The following is a 22,824-nucleotide window of genomic DNA, read 5'->3' on the forward strand; positions in this document are numbered from 1 at the left end:
TTTTGCGAGAATTAGTTGCGTGGGGACAGATGAAGACCTGCAATTGTGCAGCGCACAGAACCGCCAGCCAGCTCAAGCGTTGGGATAGCAAGCGGCACCAATGTCGCGGTCGCTGAGATCCTGTCGCGTTGCTCTTCTGTCAGAATATCATAGGCAGTTTGCGAAAGTGCGAGCAGGGGGCCATCCTTGCCCATCAGCTCAATTGCATTTCCTGCAAAGCCTGAGATTTGAGCATTGCTCAGCTCAATCACATCCCGACCAGTAGCTTCAAGGCGTGCCACAACTTCTGAGCGCCGTGCCGTATCTGTGATCATGTCTGTACCGATCAGCGCAAAGTTGGTTCCAACACACATCAGCACGTTGGTATGATAGATCGACGTGCCCTTATCGTCTTCAGCTGCAAACACCATCGGTTCAAAGTTGAAGTGCGTGCAAAAGCGTTCCAGCGCGATTGGGTTGGTTCTGTCGCTCTCCACCGCATAGGCAACACGATCAATATGATCGAGCACCATTGCGCCAGTTCCCTCAAGATAAAGCCCATCCTGCTCAAGGCCGGAATAGTCGATGACATCCTGAACACGGTAATCGGACTTCAGCATTTCAAGGATGTCGTGACGACGCTCCAAACGGCGATTTTCTGCCTTCATCGGAAAAATCGCAACGTGTCCGCCAGCATGGGTGGAGAACCAGTTGTTCGGGAAAACACAATCTGGAAGTCCCGGGGTATCTCCCTCAAACACATGAACGCGCACACCGTGAGATTCAAGCTGCTCCACCATTGCAGTATGCTCATCATAAGCCTGCTTGGCGTGCTCTGAATCTGTTGTGATCTCAGCCTGAAAAGCGTTGTCAGCAGCAGTCTCCGCATTCACTGAAAAGTGGTGCGGGCGAACCATGACGACGGCGCCGGGCGCTTGAACGGATGTACGGTTCATGCAGCGTCTCCGCTTTCCGGTTCTGCTCGCATCACCATACCGAACAGGTCACGCGGATCATCAGGATCGGCCAGCATATCTAGGTCATGGTACAAGCCAGTGCCCTTAAGTTGGTCACGAACGTAGCGAAGGGCGGAGAAGTCTTCAGTTGCAAAGCCTACACCGTCAAACAGCGTGATCTGACGCTCGTCTTTGCGGCCCTCTGCCTGACCCGTGATCACTTTCCAGATCTCAGTAACAGGGAAATCTTCAGGCATCTGCTGAATTTCGCCTTCGATGCGCGTCTGAGGTGGATACTCCACGAAAACATCAGAGCGGGTCAGGATGCCACTGGCAAGCTCAGTTTTGCCTGGACAGTCGCCACCAATTGCGTTGATATGTACGCCAGTTCCAACCATATTGTCGGAAAGCACGGTGGCATTCTGCTTGTCGGCGGTGCAGGTGGTGATGATCTGTGCGCCAAGAGCCGCTTCTTCTGCGCTTTTGCAGGACTGCAAGGTCAAACCGCGACCTTCCAGATTGCGCATGAGTTTTTCGGTCGCTTTGGGATCAACATCGTAAAGCCGCAGGGTTTTGATCCCGCAGATTTCCTTCATCGCCAAAGCCTGAAACTCTGACTGTGCACCGTTGCCGATCATCGCCATGGTATGAGCATCTTTAGGAGCAAGGTATTTTGCCACCACTGCTGAGGTCGCTGCTGTGCGAAGCGCTGTCAGCACGGTCATTTCAGTCACAAGGACAGGGTAACCGGTATACACATCTGCCAGAAGACCAAACGCAGTAACAGTCTGCAGGCCTTCCTTAGTGTTCTTTGGATGCCCGTTGACGTATTTGAAGCCATATGTCTCGCCATCCGAGGTCGGCATCAGCTCGATAACACCTTCTTTGGAGTGGGAAGCCACCCGGGGTGTCTTGTCAAACAGCTCCCAACGACGAAAATCTTCTTCGACGTAGTCGGCGATGCCCGAGAGCATTTTTTCAATGCCAATGTGATGGACCAGCTTCATCATATTGTCGACACTGACAAATGGAACGAACGCGAGTTCTGACGGGGCAGGGGCTGACATGAGCTTTCCTCAAGTAATTACAGTTTCCCTAGTATCAACTGTGCAAATTGCAAAAAACATATCAATCTTGCTAAGTATGAGAGATAGTTTTTGACAGATTGCTAGGTTAATTTTATATTATTGCTAAACTTATGGGTTGAGAGCACTTATGAAGCAAAACCATACGGCGAAACATATTTATGATGAACTCGACCGGCAATTAATCAGCCTTCTGCGTTTGGATGGCCGTGCTCCAGTCTCCAAACTTTCACAGATTATGGGCGTTTCGCGCGCAACAGTACAAACACGCATGGACCGACTGCTGGAAACAGGGGCTCTGCTTGGTTTTACGGCACGAGTGCGTGAAGATTATGACAGCGGCGAGATCAGAGCTGTCATGATGATCGAAGTGATGGGACGCAACACCACCCAGGTCATCCGCAAACTGCGCGGTCTGCCTGAACTGCAAGTCCTTCACACCACCAGCGGTAAATGGGATCTGGTCACAGACATCCGCGTCGAAAACCTCTCAGAATTCGACCGCGTCCTGCGTGAAGTCCGCCTTATCGAAGGCGTCATGAACAGCGAAACAAGCATCCTGCTGTCCAGTGTTTGACTGCTAACGCCTACAATCCATGCAGCAAGGCCTTGATGAACCACTCGACCGCTTGTCTGTGCGCTTGGGATTTGCGTGAGGCGATGTAAAACTCTGATGTCCAGGTCAGATCTGGATGTTCCAGAAGGCGCATTTCGCCGGTGTTGACCCATTGGGTGGCGTAGTGATCGGGGAGGACACCGAGGAACTTCCCACTCAAAATGAGAGCCGCGGCTGCTTCCATATTCGTGACAATCGCTTTGGGCTCTGGGGCCTTGGCATCCCGTGCAACGATCATGTCGTAGGAACGCTGACAAACGGCATGATTGTTCAGGATGTCCGGCGAGATTTCATCGGTTTCACATGCAAACAAGTCATGCGCCTGACCGCAGTACATATAGTGATTTTCGCTGCAGACTTTGATGTATTCAAGCTCATCGCGCTTTCGTTTAAACGGTGCGATCGCGATATGCAGACTTCCCGTAATCAGCCCTTCTTTCAAGTCATTCGGAGAGGCAACAACCAGCTCCAGATTGACGTCGTTCTCCTTTGAGAAAAACCGCTGCAACGCAGGGACTAGCGGAAACCCCGGAAGGCTGATCACCGTGTCGACAATGCCAATGCGCAGCTGTCCGGTAATCGTCCCACGCAACTCAAGCAGTTCAGCGTCGAAATCCTCAACAAGGCGGATAATTTCGCACGCTTTCTCATAGGCGATCTTACCGCGTTCAGTGAGTTGGAAACCACTGCGACCGCGCTCACAGACGCGATATCCAAGCGCAAGTTCCAGATCCCGGATGCGGCAGCTGATCGCCGATTGAGATATACCCAGCCTGAACTGCGCCTCAGAAAAACCGCCACATTCCACGACAGCACAAAATGCTTCGAGCAGATTGTTTCGGAGAAGTTTCATCTAATGATCTTCCTGTTCTCAGATAATTTAATTACATTGATATATTTCATGTAAACATAACTTATTTGATATTTTTTCTAGGTTCAACATCTAGTGTGCTAGCGGCGAGGAAGATTGGGAACTAGTTCTGTGGGAGGATGAAATGAACTCAATTCTTAAATCGCTAAAGACACTAACAGCTGCAATGGTTCTGGGCACAGTCCCGCTAAGCGCTTATGCAGAAGACTGGAAATTCGCCATCGAGGAAATTCCAGGCTCCATCATGGATGCCTATGCACAGGAGTTTAAGAAGCGTATTGAAACCAAGACCGATGGGGACGTGACCATCACGATCTACCCGATGGGAACGCTTGGCACACCAACGGATACGGTAGAGCAGGCGACGGATGGCCTCATCCAGTTCACCAACGTATCCATCGGTAATCTGGGCACCATCGTCCCGGAAAGTCAGATTTTTCTGCTGCCATATCTCTTTCCATCTGATGCCAAAGCAGTCTCAAACATTCTGAACAACTCTGAGACCATTTACGGTGATCTGAATGAGGATTTCCGCAGGCGTGGCCTGGAAGTCCTGACCATGTATTCAGAAGGACCTCAGGTCTGGACCACCAACAAAGAAATCCGCAATCCGGATGACTTCTCCAACTTCAAAATGCGCGTTATGGTCTCTCCGATTTTATTGGAGACCTACAAGAACATGGGTGCGAGCCCAACACCGCTGCCATTTGGTGAGGTTTTTGGCGCTCTGCAGCTTGGTGCGGTAGACGGTCAGGTAAACCCTGTTCCAACCATCGAAGAGATGAAGTTCTATGAGGTTACGGATTACCTGATCTGGGCTGGCGAGCAGGAACTCGTCACCACCGTTGTTGCCGGAACTGACTGGTTCGACACACTCTCTCCAGACCGTCAAAAGCTTGTTAAAGAAACAATGGCTGGAATGTCAGGTTTCATTGATGGTGTGGTCTCTGACTTCAACCAGAAACGTCTCGACACCATTAAGACGAACAAGCCTGAAATCAATCTGGTGGTCCTCTCAGAAGAAGAACGCAACGTCTTCCGCGCTCGCAGTGAAGCAACGGCCAGTGCCTATGTAGACGCTGCCGGATCTCGCGGCGAAGAGCTGTTGAAGGCCCTGAAAACTGAGATTGCATCAACTCATCAATAATAGGAAGTCCCACATCTCATCTCTGAAGGTGGGGTGTGGGTACACTGGAGGAGGGTAAAGATGGAACCCCGTTCTGTCCCCTTTAAGCTCCTCGGGAAAGTTGACGGTGTGATTAGCAAGATTGAGGTCTTCATCCTCAGTTGGGGCGTTATCGCCATGGCCGTCAACACCATCGCAAATGTGTTCGGGCGCTATGTCTTTCACCAGTCGATCTATTTCTCCGAAGAGCTCAATGAGTTTCTGATCGTTATCATCACCTTCATGGGGCTGGGTTACGCCACACGAAAGGGCATCCATATCCGCATGTCGGCCATCTATGATGCTCTGCCTCAGAAGCTTCGCAAGATCCTGATGATTTTGATCACCATAACAACCGCAACCATGATGGCGACGCTGACCTGGTATGCCGTTGAATATGTGGCGAAAGTTGCCAGTCGGGGCCGGGTTACGCCTGCGCTGCAGGTGCCGCTTTATCTAACTTACATCTGGGTGGTTATCGGGTTGGGCTTAGCAACCCTCCAATATCTCTTAACAGCTTTGCGAAACCTCGATCTGTCGGAAGAGGAAATCTACGTCTCCTATCTGGAGGTCGACAGTTATGAGGATCCGGAAACGGCCGCCGCAGTTGCGCGCTTCGTTGAGAAGGAAGAGGAGACCGCAAAATGACAGAGCTCATGCTAACGGTCATGGTCGTTCTGCTGCTGTTCGGATTCCCAATGAAAATGCCGTTGATCTCGGCAGCCTTTATCGGGTTCCTGATCTACTTCCCAAACTTTAGTCCGCAGATACTGGTCCAGCAGATGATAGGTGGGGTCAAACCCTCTGCCTTGGTCGCAGTCCCAATGTTCATCCTTGCCGCTGATATCATCACACGCGGGCACTCTGCTGATCGTCTGATTGATGTGGTGATGCGCTTTATGGGGCACATCAAGGGCGGGCTGGCCATCTCGGTAACCAGTGCCTGCGCACTGTTCGGGGCGGTTTGTGGCTCTACGCAAGCAACCGTTGTTGCGGTTGGCGGTGCGATGCGGCCACGTATGTTGAAGTCAGGCTATTCAGATAGCTTCACCATTGGGTTGATCGTCAACGCGGCTGATCTGGCTTATCTCATTCCGCCATCTATCGGCATGATCATCTATGGTGTTGTGTCCGGCACATCGATCTCGCAGCTTTTCATCGCTGGCATCGTTCCGGGCCTCATCATCGTGGTGTTCTTTTCTGCCTATTGCATGTGGCATGCGTACAGACACGACATCCCCGTACTGGAAAGGTCTGACTGGGGAGAGCGGTTTGATGCGGTAAGGCGCGCACTCTGGCCCATGGGCTTCCCATTGATCATCGTCGGTGGAATTTATGGCGGTGTCTTTTCACCAACAGAAGCTGCGGCCATCTGTGTGCTGTACGCCGTTGTTCTGGAAGCCTTGATCTTCAGATCCATCCGTCTGCGTGATCTGCCAGATATTGCTCTGTCAACGGGGGCCATCACCTCGGTGGTGTTCATCCTGATCGCAGCGGGCGCGGCCTTCTCCTGGACCCTATCCTTCGCACAGGTGCCTCAGACAATCATCAGTTCGCTCGGGCTGAATGAAGCTGGACCGATAATGACGCTGACGGCGATCATTTTGGCGTTCTTCATCGGCTGCATGTTTGTCGACTCCATCGTGGTAATTTTGATTTTGGTGCCAATCTTTGCCCCACTGATCAAATCGACGGGTCTTGATCCGGTGCTGGTTGGAGTACTCATCACCCTGCAGGTTGCCATTGGAGCCGCCACGCCGCCATTCGGATGCAATCTGTTCACGGCAATTGCTGTTTTCCGCCGACCATTTGTGGATGTTGTCCGCGGAGTTCCCCCATTCTTGCTGATCTTGCTGCTGACAACAGGGCTTGTGATGGCATTCCCACAAATTGCGTTGTTCTTGCCAGAACTCGCCTACAGATAATGAACTAACGGAGAAGAAATATGTCTGATCACGGCTATAAATCCGGGCGCCTCAACCTACCATTCGTTGGAATCTCGACTTTTGGAAAAAAAGAGTATGTGTCGGATTGGGATCAAATTGATGCGGATGTAGCGGTTCTGGGTGCACCGTTTGACTTTGGCGCACAATGGCGCTCAGGCGCACGTTTTGGACCACGTTCCGTGCGCGAAGCGTCCACGCTGTTTTCATTCGGCCATGCCGGTGCGTACGATCATGAAGATGACGCCACCTATCTCAGCAGCGATGTCCGTATCGTTGATATTGGAGACGCGGACATCATCCACACCAAGACCATTGAAAGCCATGCGAACATCGAGTTTGGGGTCAAGAAAATCCTCGATGCAGGTGCTCTGCCTGTGGTGATTGGCGGTGACCATTCAATCAACATCCCATGCATCCGTGCTTTCGAAGAAGATTGTGCTGAAAAAGGCCCGATCCATGTAATCCAGATCGACGCACACCTTGATTTCGTTGATGAACGCCATGGCGTGACGGAAGGCCACGGCAATCCTATGCGCCGTGCGATTGAGAAAGAGTATGTCTCAGGAATGACCCAGCTGGGTATTCGCAATGTATCCTCCACCGCTAAGGAAGGGTATGACGATGCCCGCGCAAGAGGCTCTGACATCCTGTCGGTCCGTCAGGTGCGCGAGCTGGGAGCAGAAGCTGTACTGGAACGCATTCCGGCAGGCGCGCGTTACTATGTGACAGTCGATATCGACGCCTTCTGCCCGTCCATCGCATCCGGTACGGGTACCCCAAGTCACGGTGGCTTCCAGTATTACGACGTGCTTGAAATTCTGCAGGGCCTCAGCAAGCGCGGTGACGTGGTTGGCATGGACCTTGTGGAAGTAGCTCCTGCCTATGACCCATCTGAATCCACGCAAATTCTTGCAGCCCAGCTTCTTTTGAACTTCATCGGCTTCATCTTTCACAACAAGAAAGCCGCGGTAAGCACACCAGAAACTGAAACTGCTTAAAGCCGATAGAAACGACGCCCATCGCGGCGCGAGTTAACACTGTGCACGACAAGAAAATGGCCTCGGATCTTAATCAGATCCGGGGCCATTGCATTTCTTCAAATCTTTGCGTGCTCAACGCACAATTTAGCTTCGAGGCTTCAGGTTTTCCGGGTCGTAGAGCGGCGCATATCCCACTCCGGCGACTTCAACCGGATAGATTTCATCGAAGTAGGACACCTCCAGCTGTCGCCCTTCCTCGCAGTATTCCTGCGGCAGATAGGCGAGGGCGATGTTTTTGCCGATGCTCGGTCCATAAGCAATGGATGTTGTATAAGACCGCCGTCCCAGTTCATCCATGAGCGTCTCGCCTGTGTCCGGATGCATAATAGGCAGGTTGCCAACGGGGTACCGCGCAACGCCGTCTTTATCGGTATTGTCGGTCATCACCAGCGTACACAACATGGCAGGTTGAGCCTCACGGGCGCGGTACTCCACATGCTTGTCTTTGCCGCGAAAGTCTGCGGCTTTCACCTTTGGCCGGGAGAGATCGGCTTCAAAAAGATTGTACTGCGTGTGCAGGTCTGCATTTTGCAAGCGTAATGACTTCTCCAGTCGCCGCGAGTTTGCATAGGTCTCGACACCCACCGCAATCACGCCGATCTCGCGCAAAGCATCCCAGACAGCCAAACCGTCTTCATAGCGCATATGCAGCTCCCACCCTTGCTCACCCACATAAGAGATGCGGAAAGCAGAGACGGTTTTGCCAGCAATGGTGATCTCGCGAATAGCCGCAAACGGGAAGTTTTCAGATGTAAGTGCGTCAGGGTCCTCAACGACCTTCTGCAGGTTTTCACGAGCGTTTGGCCCCCAGATACCAATGGTCGTGTAATCCTCACTCACATCTGTGATGGAGACATTCCAGCCATTATCATCTGCAACACGCTGCATATAGACAAGATCACGCGGTCCAGCATCTGCTCCATTCACCAGTCGGCACAGGTCTTCCATACGAAACACCGTGAAATCGGCCCGCACATGGCCATCATCATCCAGCATATGCGTGTAAATGCCTTTGCCAATATTCTTGTCACCGCCAATTTTGGCTGCGCACAGCCATTCCATCAGGTTAACGTGATCTGGACCCGAAATGTCAGTCATGTGAAAATGGGAGAGATTGATGATGCCGCAATCCTCACTCATCTCCAGATGTTCAGCATTGGAAACACGCCAGAAATGGCGCTTGTCCCATTCGTTCTCACGCTCAGGCACACGGTTGCCATGCTTGTTTAGCAAGTGCTCATTGGCGGCATAGCCATGGGCACGTTCCCAGCCTCCAAGCTCCATGAAGTAGCCCCCAAGCTCAACTTCCCGCTCATAAAACGGTGAACGACGGATACCACGGGCATTGGCGAAAGGTTCGCGGGGATGAACAGGTGGATTGTAGATCTTCTTCGCAGTCTCCCAGCACCGGTCATGGATGTACTGCTCCTTGAGCTGGAACTCGTTGAAGCGGGAAAAGTCCACCGAGTTATGGTCCACATGGGTTTTGCCATAGGTCATCCAGTCAGCAATCAGCTTGCCCATGCCAGGACCGTCTTTAATCCAGATGCCGACAGCATACCAAAGCCCGCGCAACTTCCGGCTTTCTCCCATGGATGGACCACCGTCAACAGAGGCTTGTAAAAGCCCGTTGAAGGAATGGCTTTCATTGAATCCGAGCTCAGCCAGAACCGGCGTCAGCTCCATCGCCTTTTCCAGCGGCTCAATCACATCCTCAAGCACCAGATCTCGCTGGGAGGGAGACAGACGAGCCTGCTCTTTTTCCAAAATGTCACGCGGATGCACAAGGCGAGGATTTTCCTCGTAATAGTAGCCCCATTCAATCTGCCCGCCCTCGGTACTCTTCGGATCACCCGTATCACGCATATAGGCAGAGTTGCCCTGATCCCGCAGCAAAGGCATGCCGATCTCAGCGCCAGTGCCTTCAAACTCATTGTAAGGGCCGAAGAAAGTGAGGGGATGGTCCACTGGCATGACAGGCAAATCTTCGCCAGCCATCTCCGCAATAAGGCGCCCCCAAAGGCCAGCACACACCACAACATGGTCAGCATGGATGGTCCCGCGCTCTGTCTTCACCCCCGTGATACGGCCATTATCTGTGATGAGCTCCAGCGCCGATGTGTTGGCAAAGATCTTGAGCTTCCCGGTCGCTTCACCCAGATCAATAAGCTTGCCAGCAACAGTTTGAGAGCGCGGAACAACAAGACCGGCATCAGGATCCCACAAGGCTCCCTGGATCTGATCTTCTTCCAAAAGCGGGAATTTCTCTTTGGCTTCAGCAGCACTGATGATGCTCACATTGGTGCCAAAGGCTTTGCTTGAATCCACCCGGCGCTTGAGCTCGCCCATGCGCTCATCATCACCCACACGCGCAACTTCCAACCCACCGATACGGGCGTAATGACCCATCTTCTCGTAAAAATCCATGGAGTACATGGTGGTCCAGCAGGTCAAAAGATCGTGGCTGGTGGCATAACAGAAATCAGAAGCGTGAGCTGTCGATCCGATGTCTGTCGGAATGCCGGATTTGTCGATGCCGACAATATCGTCCCAGCCATTTTCAATGAGATGATGGATGACGGAAGCTCCAACAATGCCGCCAGCGCCAACAATCACAACTTTCGCTTTGTTAGGAAATGCGGACATGTTTTCGATCCTTTACTTCTATGAATTCTCGGTGCGTTGACAGAGCCGTGTTGGGTTTGGGGAAGTGGCCGCTAGGAGGTAAAGACCACTGTGCTGTTGTTGTTCAGCATGACGCGGCCCTCCAGATGAAATTTGACGGCTCGTGCAAGAACGCGGGATTCAATATCCCGGCCTGCAGCCACAAAGTCTTCCGCCGTCATGCCATGCGTCACCCGTTCAGTTTCCTGCTCGATGATCGGACCTTCATCCAGATCCGGTGTCACATAGTGAGCGGTCGCTCCAATCAGCTTCACTCCGCGATCATGAGCCTGATGATAAGGCTTTGCCCCTTTGAAGCTTGGCAGGAACGAATGGTGGATGTTGATGATCATGCCAAAGAACTTGCTGGACATCTCATCGCTCAGCACCTGCATGTAGCGCGCAAGGATAACCAGTTCCGCATTCGTTTTTTCAATAAGATCACTCAGCTTGGCTTCCTGCTCAAGCTTGTTCGCCTTGGTGATAGGCCAGTGATAAAACGGGATCCCCTCGTGGTCCGCAACGCCTTGGCTGTCCGCGTGGTTGGACACAATGGCGACAACATCAGCATCAAGCCAACCCACTTTGATCTGGTAAAGCAGATGCAGCAGCGCATGGTCAAATCTGGAGACCATGATGATGACCTTGGGACGACGTGAGAAATCTTCCACCTTCAGCCGCATTTTAAACCGGTCAACGGCGGGTGACAGGGCCAGCTCAAGCGCTGCTTTGTCGATGTGCTCAGGCACACGCACGGCAACCCGCAGGAAGAACTGGTTTGTCTTGCGATCACAAAACTGGTTCGCCTCAACAATATTTGCACCGCGAGCAGCCAGAGCTGACGTCACTGTCGAGACAATGCCCGGCTGATCCACACAGGTGAAGCGAAGGATGAAGGATGTATCACTCACTAAACAGGTCTCTCCCAATCAAAATCTCAAATGAAACAAAGCGTTTCGCTGAACTCTTCGCGTCTTCAAACTATCAATTTGGAGAGGTTTTACGCTCATAAATAGGAGATTTGCGTCAGATAGGGATTACCCCTACGACATTTGATTGAGCATCCATCAACACATCACGTCTGATCAATTTTTATGCGAGTGCAGATGGAATGCGTAGCCAAGCTGACTCAAATTAAGTATAAATACTGCATGGGCTTAAGCGTGGTCGCCAAAGCCCATAAATCCGGCCTCCTAACGCAGGTTAGGAGACTGGGCATGATGACGAAATTCGAGAAAGACGCAGGCCAGCATGGTCAGACCAACTGGAAAAATATGCCGCTGAAGACACGCTAAAACTGACCTGGATTGGATGGGCTCAGGCCCGCAGACAGGCAATGTAATCATTGCAGTTTGTCGGCCTGAATATAAAGAGAAGCATCTCGTATGACACAGGCACTATCGCATCCGACCAACGCTTTGCGTAAACCAGTTTCCAAGCAGGAAAAGACCCGTCTTTCTGTTGGGTTCATTCTCGCCAAACGCTTCACCCTTTGCGCATTTGCCAACTTCGTTGATGTCCTGCGCCTCGCGGCAGATGAGGGGGACCGAAGTCGCCCGATCCTGTGCAATTGGACCGTCCTGTCAGACACCATGGACCCAATCCCATCCAGCAGCGCCGTCTCAGTTCACCCCAAAGAGCGACTAGGAGATCCGCGACGTTTCAACTACATCGTTGTTGTGGGCGGTCTCATTGATGAGAGTACGGAGTTCAGCCCGGCCTATCAAAACTTCCTGAAAGAAGCTGCCGCCGCCGGAATTCCCCTTGTGGGCGTGTGTACCGGTGCGTTTTTGCTTCATCGGTCCGGACTGCTGGACGGCTACAAAAGCTGCGTCAGTTGGTTCAGCCACTCTGATTTTAAAGAGCAGTTTGATGGCCTTGATCCGGTCACCGACCAGATCTTCGTCGTTGATCGTGACCGTCTCACTTGCGCAGGTGGTGTAAGTTCCGCCCATCTTGCCGCCTATCTGGTGGACAAACATGTAGGCCGCGCACATGCCAATAAAAGCCTGCACATCATGATCATTGATGATGCCCATCAGGCCGAAAAGCCTCAACCCGGCATCCCGCTTGATCTGAAAACTCAAAACCCCATTGTACAGCGCGCTCTGCACATCATGCAGCAAAACATTGACACGCCGATCTCCATTCAGGAAATTGCGCAGCGCATGGGCAAGAGCAAGCGCCAGATAGAACGTTACTTCCGCCTGTCTTTGGAAACATCGCCACAGGTTGCTTTCCTCAATATTCGGTTGGATTTGGCGCGCCACTTGATCGAGAAAAGCCAAAAATCTGTTGCACAAATTGCGGTTGATTGTGGTTTTTGCGATTCATCCCACCTCAGCCGCATGTTCCGCCGCCGGTACAGTTGTACGCCGCAGGTCTTACGACGCGTCTCTGTGACAGAAGAGAAAGTCGCCTAAAAAAATGCCGCCGAACCTGAAAGGTTGCGGCGGCATTGAAAGTTAAGAGGCTAAGTTATCGCGATAACCTAGCGCGGCTCGCTTGCAAGTCCTCTCCAAATTGCAACACACATGATAAGCAAGACGATTGTGAAAGGCAGTCCGGTGGAGATCACCATGGACTGCAAAGACTTCAGTCCGCCTGCAGAAAGCAGCAGCACGATCGCAATCAAGCCTTCAAACAGACACCAGAACACACGCTGAGGAACCGGCGCATCCACTTTGCCGCCTGCAGCAATCGTATCAATCACCAAAGAACCGGAATCGGAAGAGGTGACAAAGAAGACGATCACAAGCACGATACCGACAAAGCTTGTGATTGTTGCCCATGGCATAGCTTCCAGCATTGTGAACAGCTGAACTGGCAGCGCAGCTTGCTGAACAGCAGTGTAGCCATCATTGACAATCTGGTTGATCGCAGCACCACCAAAGATGGACATCCAAAGCACGCATACCAATGATGGAATGAGCAGAACGCTAATCAGGAACTCACGAACAGTACGACCACGGCTGACACGGGCGATGAACATGCCCACGAAAGGTGACCAGGAAATCCACCAAGCCCAGTAGAAGGATGTCCAACCCTGCATGAAGTTGACATCTTCACGACCAACCGGGCTGGAAAGTGCAGGAAGATACTGCAAATAAGCGCCGAGGAAGTTCAGAGCATCTGGCAGCAAGATCAGGCCCGGACCCGCAATAACAACAAAGAGCACCAGCAGAGCAGCCAGTCCCATGTTGATTTCGGAAAGCAGCTTCACACCCGCTTCAAGACCGCGCACAACGGAGACAAGCGCAATCGCAGTGATTGCAGCAATCAGTATGACCTGCCATGTGCTGTCAATTGGCATGCCAAACAGCTTGTTGAGGCCGGAGTTCGCCTGAACAGCGCCCAGACCAAGAGAGGTTGCGAGACCAAACAGGGTTGCGAAAACGGCAAGAATATCGATGATATGTCCCGGCCAACCCCAAACACGTTCGCCGAAAATCGGATAAAAAGCAGAGCGGATTGTCAGCGGCAAGCCTCTGTTGTAGCTGAAGAACGCCAGGCTCAATCCAACAACAGCATAAATCGCCCATGGGTGTAGACCCCAGTGGAAGATAGAGGCAGCCATACCCAGACGGATCGCTTCTTCCTGTGTGGCAGCTGCACCAAGCGGCGCCCAATCGGTTCGCACGCCATCAGCACCAACAGTTGTGCCACCCAATGAGGAGGCAAAGTGGCTGATCGGTTCAGAAACACCGTAGAACATCAATCCGATGCCCATACCAGCTGCAAACAGCATGGAGAACCAGCTCAGATAGCTGAAGTCCGGCGTAGCTTCCTTGCCACCAAGGCGCACTTTGCCGTAAGGGCTCACCACGATTACAAGGCAGAGGATAACAAAAATGTCGGCAGCGCCAATAAAGAACCAGTCAAAGCTCTTCGTGACAGTAGAAAAGAGCGTGCTGAAAACGGAGTTTGCTTGCTCTGGCAAAAGTAAGGTGTAGGCAACAAATGCAACGACAGCTAAAGCTGAAATAGCGAATACTGGATTGTGAATGTCAAACCCAATGGGTCCAAATTTTCCTTCAATGTTATCTTGGCCAAGACTGTAATCCGAGTCTGCCATGTCGTCCGATGGACTATTCATAATATCCGCCGGAGGCCGGTCGGAATTGCGTAAATCAGTCATGAAGCTTCTCCTGTGTTGGACCGTCTATCTTGTGGTCAGGAGAGATCCTTGGGCTGGACCCTTCTTATCGTTCTTATTGATTTAGATACACTTTTTTATTGTCACTTATCAATGGATGGGGGAGTGCCAAACACTAAAGGTCCACTTCAATGTCTGACAAAGGTGTTGTGCAGCAAATCAGGATTTTACCCTGATCAATTTCTCGTTTTCGAATGCCTCCGCCATGTTGCATGTCGGTTTCACCCGAAACCAGTTGAGATTTGCATGTACCACAAATACCGCGTTGGCAGGATGCCATCGGTAAAATGCCAGCTTCACGCGCAGCAGAAAGGATTGTCATGCCCGGCCCACACTCAACCACGTGTCCGGTCTTGGTGAAGGTGACCCGATAGGTTTGGTCGCTGATTTCCGGCGCAGAAATCTGATCCTCAAAGGTACCAGCTGTCTCAGCCCCAAAGTCAAAGCTTTCTTCATGGTAATTAGCCATGTCGAAGCCTGCTTCCTGCAGCATGTTTTGCACGCCTTCCATGAAACGGGCAGGGCCGCAACATAGGATCTTCCTGTCTTTAAAGTCTGGCGACATAAGTGATAGCATCTGAAGGCTCAAACGACCCTCAAACCCGCTCCAGCTGTTGTATCCAGATGTCGTGCTGCAAGTAAATGAGAGCTTGAAGGCAGGGTTTTGTGCAGCCAGCAACTCCAGTTCATGTCTAAAGATGATATCCGCAGGTGTGCGTGCAGCATGAATAAAATGCAGATCTGTCGGCTCGGCAAGATCACAGGCCGTACGGGTCATTGACATCATGGGGGTGATGCCACTGCCTGCTGAAATGAATAACAGCTTCTCTTCCTGCGTGGCATCCGTGGTGAACTCACCAGCAGGGCCAGAGACATTCACTTCCTTGCCCGGCAGCATGTTGTCCAAAAGCCAGTTGGAGCCCGGACCACCCGGCACCCGTTTGACCGTGATCTCAACACGATAGGGCCGCGCAGCAGAAGCGGAAATTGTGTAACTGCGCATGATCATGCCTTCGACCGGAAGCTCGAAGGTCATGTGCTGGCCGGGATAGAACCTGAAAACTCGAGGTTCACGCGCAGAAAACAGGAACGTCTTCACATCATGCGTTTCCTGCCGCACTTGTCGGCAGACCAGAACATCATCCACCTCCGGATCCCACATGGGGATCCGGGTCGCTTCGGTGAAGTGTTCTTCATCGTAGTCCGTGACGGTCTTCAGATCATCAAAAGTTACGTTCTGAGTCATGCGTCCGCCATTTCAACATCACCGGCAGGTATGTGCGCTTTGTGGCGTTCAATATACCAGTCACAAAGTGCTTCCACATGAGGCTCTGTGTATTCCGAGTATGGGCCTTGCTCATAAGCAGGGTCTTCACTGCCAAGCTGTGCCAACCGCACCAGATCCGCATCCTGCTGGTTGGTCATCATCCAGACCTGCTTCAGATTGTCGAGGTTGTAATCTTCTCCCTCAATCGCATCCTTGTGCACCAGCCACGTGGTCCGCACCAGCGTACGGTCCGGCGACAACGGGAAAGCAGCAAAGGTCACGATGTGATCACTCATGAAATGGTGCCAGGAGTTGGGATTATGCCAGAAGCTCAAGCCACCAAGCTTGGCGTCCTTGAAGTTTCCAAGCAGCTTCTTGCTGGCGATCTTGGTGTCCAGAGTATGGGACTCGCCTTCGCCCATCAAAGGCAGGCGAATGCAACGGAAGCTGGTGGCGTTGGCCAACTTGTCCACCTCGGCAGAAGGTAGGCCGGCGGCCTCCCAGCGCTTATGCTCGCTCTCAAGCAAAGAAAGATACTTGTTGACGTCAGCCGTGCGCCGCTCATCCATTTCATCAGGCGAAAAGCCAAAACCAAACTCGGAGAGTGGAACGGTGAGCTGCGGATGAGTGCCTTCGCAGTGATAACACTCACGGTTGTTCTCAAGCGTCAGCTTCCAATTGCCTTCTTCAATCAGATCAGCCGTGTAGGCCACCTTACAGTTGGCAATATCATGAGGCGCAATATAGGTCTCCATGATCTGCGCCATCTCTTCAATGTCTTCCGGAGGGTTCTCCGCAAGGCAAATGAAGATGAGACCTGCAATTGAGCGCACATGAACGGTCTTCAGACCATGACAGGTCTTGTCAAAGTCCTTGCCCATATGCTCGGCCAGAATGAGTTCGCCATCCTCGTTATATGTCCACCCATGATAGCGGCAAACAATGTTGCCGATTGTGGCCTCAGGCTCATCAATGAGCTTCGCACCACGATGCCGGCAGATGTTATGAAAGCCGCGGATGTACATGTCATCGCCGCGCAAAAGCAGGACGGATGTCTTGCCGATTTCAACGGTAATGCAATCGCCCGGTTCCGGAAGCTGAGGTTCGACAGCTACGAAAATCCAGTGTTTGCGAAAGAAGACCTCCATGTCCAGATCAAGAATGTCGGGAGCACTATAGAAGGGGGCGTTGAGGCTTTTGCCCTTTTCGCGGTGAGCTATAAGATCTTGAATGTAAGACGGAACGCTCATGTTCAGATACCTCGGCTTAAAATGATGCCTGGGAAGTTGACCGGTGCAGGTTGCTGAGATGATCAGGTGTCTGGCCTGATCGTGAAGAACAAGTCGATAGAACGTCAATCACTTCAGTATGAAGTGATTTGGAATTAGCGCGCTTGTAAAGAGGCTTAGCGTAGTTTGTTAAAGAGAATTCAGAGAACACCAAAGAGGCATGACTTGAATTCAGCCACACATGATCAAAACCGGTAGAATGAACTGAAGCTGGCTCAGCACAGACGAGCCAGGAGTTCGTCGATTGTCGGCAAGGCCTGTGTTTCGCACAAGCATTGGAAAATGCTGACTGATACACTTTAAGCCTCCCTCTTACAGTGTGACAGTTCTCTAAAATTTCATGGGCAGTTTCTTTGCGTCAGGTCCGTGAAACTCGAGAGTAATCAGGAAATCTAGTTCGAATTAATCTCATGGAGGCAGGAAGTTTGAGGCACATTGACAGTAAAAATGCGACGCCTCTACGTTGCTCCCGCTGCAAATTCAAGACAGCCTCAACCACACGGTGAATTGATAGGTTGAATGACAGAGATTCTGGGCAGAAATGCTGCAGAAAATGCTTAGGCATCTGACGAAAACGTCGGGCTGATCCGCAGGAGGCGTGAGCAAAAGCTCAAATAAATTTGAAGAGAAGCAGGATAAATGCGCTCAAGAAAAATGCGGCCCTAAAGGCCGCATTCAAACTCCGCAACAGCTACCGTCAGCAGCCCCATCACATGGGGCACAAACGATCGCCAAACATCCAGCCGAAACTGGTTTTGCTCTTCTCGTGTCAGGATCACCTGCACACTATCAAAAATAGTCCGCACCCCACGACCATTCTTCAGCTCCGCAAGGTTTCGTGGACAGGACGTAGAGAGCAGCTCCTCAGCTTCAGGACCTGAAATTCGGATACTAACTTCCCGACTGGAAATGTCTGTCAGACTATGAACAGCGTCCGGATAGATCGCAGCCAATGATTGCTCGATTTCTGAACGCGCCTCCATTGGACAGGTCAGCATCCACTCATCCGGCCCCAATTTTAGGGCGAACAAGTCGCCTGACTGACCAGTCTCGCTGATGGATGAGGGCAGCTCAAAACCGAGTGCTTTTGACATAGCAACGGTGTTTTCGCGCTTACAACGCAAACTAAAACGGCCCATTGCTGGCAGTGTTTCGACTGTACTATTGAAAGCCATGTGTGCCACTCCCTTACATCTTAATCCGGTCGCCATCAGGATCGTAAAACACGGTCCCGCTGACAGTTGCACGATGGGTTTGACCTGGCATTGGAATATCTATTGAGGTGCCATTCCGCTCAAAACCACCTTCAATCAAAGCCATAGCAATGGAACGCCCCAGTGCTTCACTCCAGTACGAAGACGTCACATGCCCCAACATCTTAGCAGGGATAGCAGTGTCACCGCTCTCAACAATCTGCGCGCCTTCCTCCAGCACAACATTTGGATCTTCCGTCAAAAGACCAACCAGTTGCTTTCGGTTTGGCAACAACATATCAGGCCGCGTCAAGGAACGCTTGCCGACAAAGTCTGGCTTCTTCTTGCCAATGGCCCAGGTCAGACCTGCATCCGCTGGCGTAACAGTGCCATCGGTGTCCTGCCCAACAATGATAAAGCCTTTTTCTGCCCGCAAAACATGCATAGTTTCAGTGCCATAGACACACATGTCGTACTTCTTGCCTTCCTGAGAAAGCATCTCCCAAAGCGTGCGCCCATGCTCAGATGCAACGTTCACTTCAAAACCCAGTTCACCAGTAAAGCTGACGCGGAAGAGACGCGCTTCAAAACCACCCACAGTGCACTCACGAAGCGCCATATGCGGGAAGGCTTCAGCAGAAAGATCTGTACCTTTTACAAATGGTTCCAGCACCTTACGAGCATTTGGTCCATTCAGCGCAATGGTTGACCATTGCTCGGTCGTAGATGTGAGCCAGACATCCAGATCAGGCCATTCGGTCTGTAAAAAGTGCTCCATCATGGTCAAAACACGCGCTGCACCACCAGTTGTTGTCGTCACATGGAAGCGGTCTTCACTGATCCGCCCGATAACACCATCATCCCGAATGAAACCATCTTCACCCAGAAGCAGACCATAGCGACACCGACCAGATGCCAGCTTTGTCCATGGATTGGTATACATCCGGTTCATGAACTCGGCAGCATCCGGCCCGACAACTTCAATCTTGCCGAGAGTAGAGGCATCAAACATGCCGACAGAAGCGCGCGTCTCTCTGCATTCCCGCGTCACCGCCGCGTGCATATCTTCACCAGCCCTGGGGTAATACCACGCACGGCGCCACAAGGAGACCGGCTCAAACACAGCACCGTTCTCTTCCGCCCAACTATCAATGTTGGTCTTGCGCGTTACTTCAAACAGCTCATCCTTGTGATAGCCTGCAAACGTTCCAAATGTCGTGGGTGTATAAGGCGGACGGAATGTAGTCAGGCCAACCTTGGGAGTAGGGCGCCCAAGTTCATTAGCAGCGATCTTCAAACCGTTCATGTTTGACATCTTGCCCTGATCGGTCGCCATGCCATTGGTCGTAAAGCGTTTTACGTGCTCAATGGAGAGCATACCTTCGCGCACAGCGAGGCGAATATCTTTGGCTGTCACATCGTTCTGAAAATCAACAAAAGCCCGGCGCGCCAGCTTGTCATCGTTGCTTGGCAGCTCTTCCATAACAATACCAGAGCCTGCTCGATCCCCATCAACATCAACGGAAAGACCTGGTGCATTCTGTCCCAATGAAGTCAAAGCTTGCTGAGCTGCATGCACACCATCATCAAAAGCGGCCTGCTGGCTCCATAACCCACGCCCACCACCAGCGATATGGCACCGTTCGGTCCGCTCACCAGGCAAGAAGACTTCATTCTCTTCATCCCAATGCAAACTGCCTTTGGTGTGAGAGAATAAGTGAAGGGACGGGGTCCACCCACCACTCATCAAAACTGCATCGCAAGGGATGGAAATGATGTCTGTAACGTGCTGATCGCCAGAAATCCTGCCGACTTTCACGCTGGAGACGCGCTTTGTCCCGCTTACTGACGTTACACTGTGGCCCACCTTCGCCGCTATGCCGCGTTTTTGGGCCTCCGATTGCAAGTAGTCATTCACAGTGGTGCGCACATCAACAATCGCTGGGATTTTCACACCCGCATCAGCAAGGTCAAAAGCGGCGTACCAGGCTGAATCGTGGGAAGTAACCACAACAGCAGCATTGCCAACCTTAACGCCATAGCGGTTGAGATAGGTCTGCGCCGCACCTGCCATCATCACACCGGGGCGATCATTGCCATCAAACACCAACGGGCGCTCAAGTGCACCTTGAGCAAGAATGACCTCTTGCGCCCGAATACGCCACATTCGTTCTCGTGGAGCATTTGCAGGCGGGTATTCCATGTGATCTGTGAGCTTTTCAGCAACGCCCACCATGTTCTCGTGGTAATAGCCAATGGCAGTCGCACGGGTCATGATACGAACGTTGTCGCAGGCTTCAAGCTCAGCAATAACTGCCGCAAGCCAGCTCTCGGTGCTCTTTCCATCAATGGCAGATGGAGCCTCCGAAAGCAGGGAACCTCCATGCTCCCGGTTCTCATCGACGAGGACTACATCCGTTCCATTGCGAGCTGCCGTTAAAGCAGCTGCAAGCCCTGCAGGACCAGCACCAACAATCAGCAGTTCCGTATGCAGATAGCGCGAGGCATAGGTGTCAGCATCCGGTTCGGTTGGGGAGACGCCCAATCCGGCAGACGCGCGGATAACAGGCTCATAAACCTTGTCCCAGAAGCTCTTTGGCCACATGAATGTCTTGTAGTAGAACCCGGCTGCAAACAGCTTGTGGAGCTTGTCGTTCACCGCTCCCACATCAAAGTTCAGGCTTGGCCACTTGTTCTGGCTAACAGTGGTCAGCCCTTCGTAAAGCTCCTGAACAGTAGCGCGGGTGTTTGGTTCAAAGCGACCTGCACCAGAGCGGGACGTTCCAATCAACGCGTTTGGCTCTTCTGATCCGGCTGTCACAGGACCACGCGGACGGTGATACTTAAACGAACGTCCCATCAGATGAACGCCGTTGGCAAGCAGGGCAGAGGCAACCGTATCGCCTTCATATCCTTGGTAGGAAACGCCATCAAAAGTGAAGCGAACACGCTTGTCGCGATTGATGCGGCCTTTGCCGTCAACTCTCCAGTTGTTCATTGTTCTCTTCACCTTCTGCGTGGCTAGTCGGGCAGGCCTGTCCAATCTCATAGGTGGCGATGAATTTGTCGCTCACAGTGTTCCGCAGAGCGTTGAAATAACGCCCACAACCATGTGAGTGTCGCCATTGCTCGGCATGATCTCCGCGTACATTGGAGCGAATGAACAGATAGTCGCGCCATTCAGCATCTGTTTGCTCAGCTGGATTTTCCGGGCGTGCGATATGCGCTTGCCCGGCATATTCAAATTCCAACTCAGGCAACTTTTCCTTGCAATAAGGACAGTGGATTAAGAGCATCAGGCTGCCTCCTTAGTGCGCCACGGCAGCAGCTGCTGCTTCATCAATCAAACGACCTGTTTCAAAACGCGAGAGCGTAAACGGCGCATTGATAGGGTGAGGTTCATCTTTTGCAATTGTGTGCGCAAAAACATGCGCAGAGCCCGGCGTTGCCTTGAAGCCGCCCGTACCCCAACCACAATTGAGGTAGAGGCCTTGCACAGGGGTCTTTCCAAGGATCGGAGAACGGTCAGGCGTCACATCAACCACACCGCCCCATTTGCGCAGCATGCGCATACGGCGGAAAATCGGGAACACTTCGCAGATTGCAGCAAGCGTATGCTCAATCAACGGCAAGCCACCGCGTTGAGAGTAAGAAACATACTGATCTGTTCCAGAACCAATCACCAGCTCGCCCTTGTCAGACTGGCTGATATAAGCGTGTACACTGTTGGACATCACCACTTGAGGAAAGATCGGCTTAACAGGTTCAGACACAAGCGCCTGAAGAGGATAGCTTTCAAGAGGAAGTTGCACACCGGCAGTATCCATCACCACAGAGGTTCCGCCAGCTGCAGAAACCGCTATCTTTTTAGCCTTTACAAAACCACGTGCAGTTTGAAGGCCTGTAACGGACCCGTCTGCTCCTCGTTCGATAGAAAGAACTGGACAGTTCTGAATAATATCAACGCCTCTTGCCGCAGCAGCGCGTGCATACCCCCAAGCCACCGCGTCATGCCGTGCCCGTCCCGCCACGTTGCTGAAACGCGGCTCCCATCACCGGATAACGTGCGTTGGCCGCGATGTTGAGGGGCGGGCACTTTTCTTTGGCCTGTTCAGGAGTGAGCCAGACATTATCAACGCCGTTCAAACGATTGGAGTGTATGTGACGCTTGAAGCTCTGCACATCATGAACATTGTGCGCCAACATCATCACACCGCGCTGCGAGAACATGACGTTGTAGTTCAGGTCCTGACTAAGCCCATCCCATAGATCTACGGCATGGTCATAAAGGCGCGCACTTTCATCATAAAGGTAGTTCGAGCGAATGATGGTCGTGTTCCGGCCAGTGTTGCCGCCGCCAAGCCATCCCTTGTCAATCACCGCCACATTGGTGATGCCATGTTCTTTTGCCAGATAGTAGGCGGCCCCAAGGCCATGCCCACCGGCACCTACGATGATGACGTCATATTCGCTTTTCAGCTCAGCGTCAGGCCATTGAGGCTCAACGTTTTTATAGCCTGAGAGCGCTCCTTTCAGGAGCGACATTGCGGAAAATTTTGACAAGGCTACCTCCTTGGAATTCAAGAGAGATTGCCCG

At 52.1% G+C, this 22,824-nt stretch carries 17 protein-coding genes and 1 pseudogene; 6 read left to right on the forward strand and 12 right to left on the reverse strand.

The window, feature by feature from the left end; translation table 11 throughout:
- Nucleotides 1-11: 11 nt before the first annotated feature.
- Both ctlX and PsAD5_RS10040 read right to left on the reverse strand, forming a co-directional pair.
- Nucleotides 12-935, reverse strand: a complete 924-nt coding sequence (ctlX, locus tag PsAD5_RS10035; RefSeq protein ID WP_063292007.1) for a citrulline utilization hydrolase CtlX — start codon at nucleotides 933-935, stop codon at nucleotides 12-14.
- The gene (locus tag PsAD5_RS10040; protein WP_057465181.1) at nucleotides 932-2,002 is read right to left on the reverse strand and encodes an ornithine cyclodeaminase; all 1,071 of its coding nucleotides are present in this window, start codon (nucleotides 2,000-2,002) and stop codon (nucleotides 932-934) included. Before PsAD5_RS10040 ends, ctlX begins: the two co-directional genes overlap by 4 nt.
- Before the next feature lie 148 nt (nucleotides 2,003-2,150).
- Here PsAD5_RS10040 and PsAD5_RS10045 point away from each other — a divergent pair, with 148 nt between their 5' ends.
- Nucleotides 2,151-2,597, forward strand: coding sequence for an Lrp/AsnC family transcriptional regulator (locus tag PsAD5_RS10045; protein ID WP_057465180.1), 447 nt, complete (start codon nucleotides 2,151-2,153; stop codon nucleotides 2,595-2,597).
- A 10-nt stretch (nucleotides 2,598-2,607) separates the two neighbouring features.
- Here the strand turns inward: PsAD5_RS10045 and PsAD5_RS10050 are convergent, their stop codons facing one another.
- Complete coding sequence (locus PsAD5_RS10050) at nucleotides 2,608-3,489, reverse strand: LysR family transcriptional regulator (RefSeq protein ID WP_057465201.1); 882 nt, start codon at nucleotides 3,487-3,489, stop codon at nucleotides 2,608-2,610.
- Between the two features lie 142 nt (nucleotides 3,490-3,631).
- On the opposite strand from PsAD5_RS10050, the gene PsAD5_RS10055 reads away from it, so the two are divergent.
- The 4 genes from PsAD5_RS10055 to speB are packed head-to-tail and all read left to right on the forward strand — an operon-like array spanning nucleotide 3,632 to nucleotide 7,616.
- The gene (locus PsAD5_RS10055; protein WP_057465200.1) at nucleotides 3,632-4,654 is read left to right on the forward strand and encodes a TRAP transporter substrate-binding protein; all 1,023 of its coding nucleotides are present in this window, start codon (nucleotides 3,632-3,634) and stop codon (nucleotides 4,652-4,654) included.
- Nucleotides 4,655-4,714: 60 nt separating this feature from the next.
- Complete coding sequence (locus PsAD5_RS10060) at nucleotides 4,715-5,320, forward strand: TRAP transporter small permease (protein WP_063292008.1); 606 nt, start codon at nucleotides 4,715-4,717, stop codon at nucleotides 5,318-5,320.
- Nucleotides 5,317-6,597, forward strand: coding sequence for a TRAP transporter large permease (locus tag PsAD5_RS10065; protein WP_063288608.1), 1,281 nt, complete (start codon nucleotides 5,317-5,319; stop codon nucleotides 6,595-6,597). Before PsAD5_RS10060 ends, PsAD5_RS10065 begins: the two co-directional genes overlap by 4 nt.
- 20 nt (nucleotides 6,598-6,617) lie before the next feature.
- Nucleotides 6,618-7,616, forward strand: coding sequence for an agmatinase (gene speB, locus PsAD5_RS10070; RefSeq protein WP_063292009.1), 999 nt, complete (start codon nucleotides 6,618-6,620; stop codon nucleotides 7,614-7,616).
- 126 nt (nucleotides 7,617-7,742) lie between these two features.
- Here the strand turns inward: speB and PsAD5_RS10075 are convergent, their stop codons facing one another.
- A complete protein-coding gene (locus PsAD5_RS10075) occupies nucleotides 7,743-10,304 on the reverse strand; it encodes a GcvT family protein (protein ID WP_063292010.1) in 2,562 nt (853 codons plus the stop codon).
- A gap of 71 nt (nucleotides 10,305-10,375) precedes the next feature.
- Nucleotides 10,376-11,233 (reverse strand): formyltetrahydrofolate deformylase, encoded by an 858-nt coding sequence (gene purU / locus PsAD5_RS10080; RefSeq protein ID WP_063292011.1) that lies wholly within the window; start codon nucleotides 11,231-11,233, stop codon nucleotides 10,376-10,378.
- A gap of 474 nt (nucleotides 11,234-11,707) precedes the next feature.
- On the opposite strand from purU, the gene PsAD5_RS10090 reads away from it, so the two are divergent.
- On the forward strand, nucleotides 11,708-12,745 hold the full coding sequence (locus PsAD5_RS10090; RefSeq protein ID WP_063288613.1) for a GlxA family transcriptional regulator: 1,038 nt from the start codon (nucleotides 11,708-11,710) through the stop codon (nucleotides 12,743-12,745).
- Between the two features lie 68 nt (nucleotides 12,746-12,813).
- Here the strand turns inward: PsAD5_RS10090 and PsAD5_RS10095 are convergent, their stop codons facing one another.
- The 7 genes and pseudogenes from PsAD5_RS10095 to PsAD5_RS10125 all read right to left on the reverse strand — a co-directional run bounded on the left by PsAD5_RS10095 (nucleotide 12,814) and on the right by PsAD5_RS10125 (nucleotide 22,790).
- Complete coding sequence (locus PsAD5_RS10095; RefSeq protein ID WP_063292013.1) at nucleotides 12,814-14,460, reverse strand: BCCT family transporter; 1,647 nt, start codon at nucleotides 14,458-14,460, stop codon at nucleotides 12,814-12,816.
- A 133-nt stretch (nucleotides 14,461-14,593) separates the two neighbouring features.
- Nucleotides 14,594-15,724, reverse strand: coding sequence for a hybrid-cluster NAD(P)-dependent oxidoreductase (locus PsAD5_RS10100; protein ID WP_063288614.1), 1,131 nt, complete (start codon nucleotides 15,722-15,724; stop codon nucleotides 14,594-14,596).
- Nucleotides 15,721-16,995 (reverse strand): aromatic ring-hydroxylating oxygenase subunit alpha, encoded by a 1,275-nt coding sequence (locus PsAD5_RS10105; protein WP_063292014.1) that lies wholly within the window; start codon nucleotides 16,993-16,995, stop codon nucleotides 15,721-15,723. The genes PsAD5_RS10100 and PsAD5_RS10105 overlap by 4 nt, the downstream gene beginning before the upstream one ends.
- Nucleotides 16,996-17,696: 701 nt before the next feature.
- The gene (locus PsAD5_RS10110) at nucleotides 17,697-18,209 is read right to left on the reverse strand and encodes a sarcosine oxidase subunit gamma (protein WP_063292015.1); all 513 of its coding nucleotides are present in this window, start codon (nucleotides 18,207-18,209) and stop codon (nucleotides 17,697-17,699) included.
- 13 nt (nucleotides 18,210-18,222) lie between these two features.
- Entirely contained in the window at nucleotides 18,223-21,225 is a 3,003-nt protein-coding gene (locus PsAD5_RS10115; protein ID WP_063292016.1) for a sarcosine oxidase subunit alpha, read from the reverse strand.
- Nucleotides 21,206-21,523, reverse strand: coding sequence for a sarcosine oxidase subunit delta (locus PsAD5_RS10120; protein ID WP_057465189.1), 318 nt, complete (start codon nucleotides 21,521-21,523; stop codon nucleotides 21,206-21,208). Before PsAD5_RS10120 ends, PsAD5_RS10115 begins: the two co-directional genes overlap by 20 nt.
- Before the next feature lie 12 nt (nucleotides 21,524-21,535).
- A pseudogene (locus tag PsAD5_RS10125) lies at nucleotides 21,536-22,790 on the reverse strand (sarcosine oxidase subunit beta family protein).
- Nucleotides 22,791-22,824 lie beyond the last annotated feature (34 nt).

Origin of the sequence: Pseudovibrio sp. Ad5, from assembly GCF_001623095.1 — a bacterium.
Classification (GTDB): Bacteria; Pseudomonadota; Alphaproteobacteria; order Rhizobiales; family Stappiaceae; genus Pseudovibrio.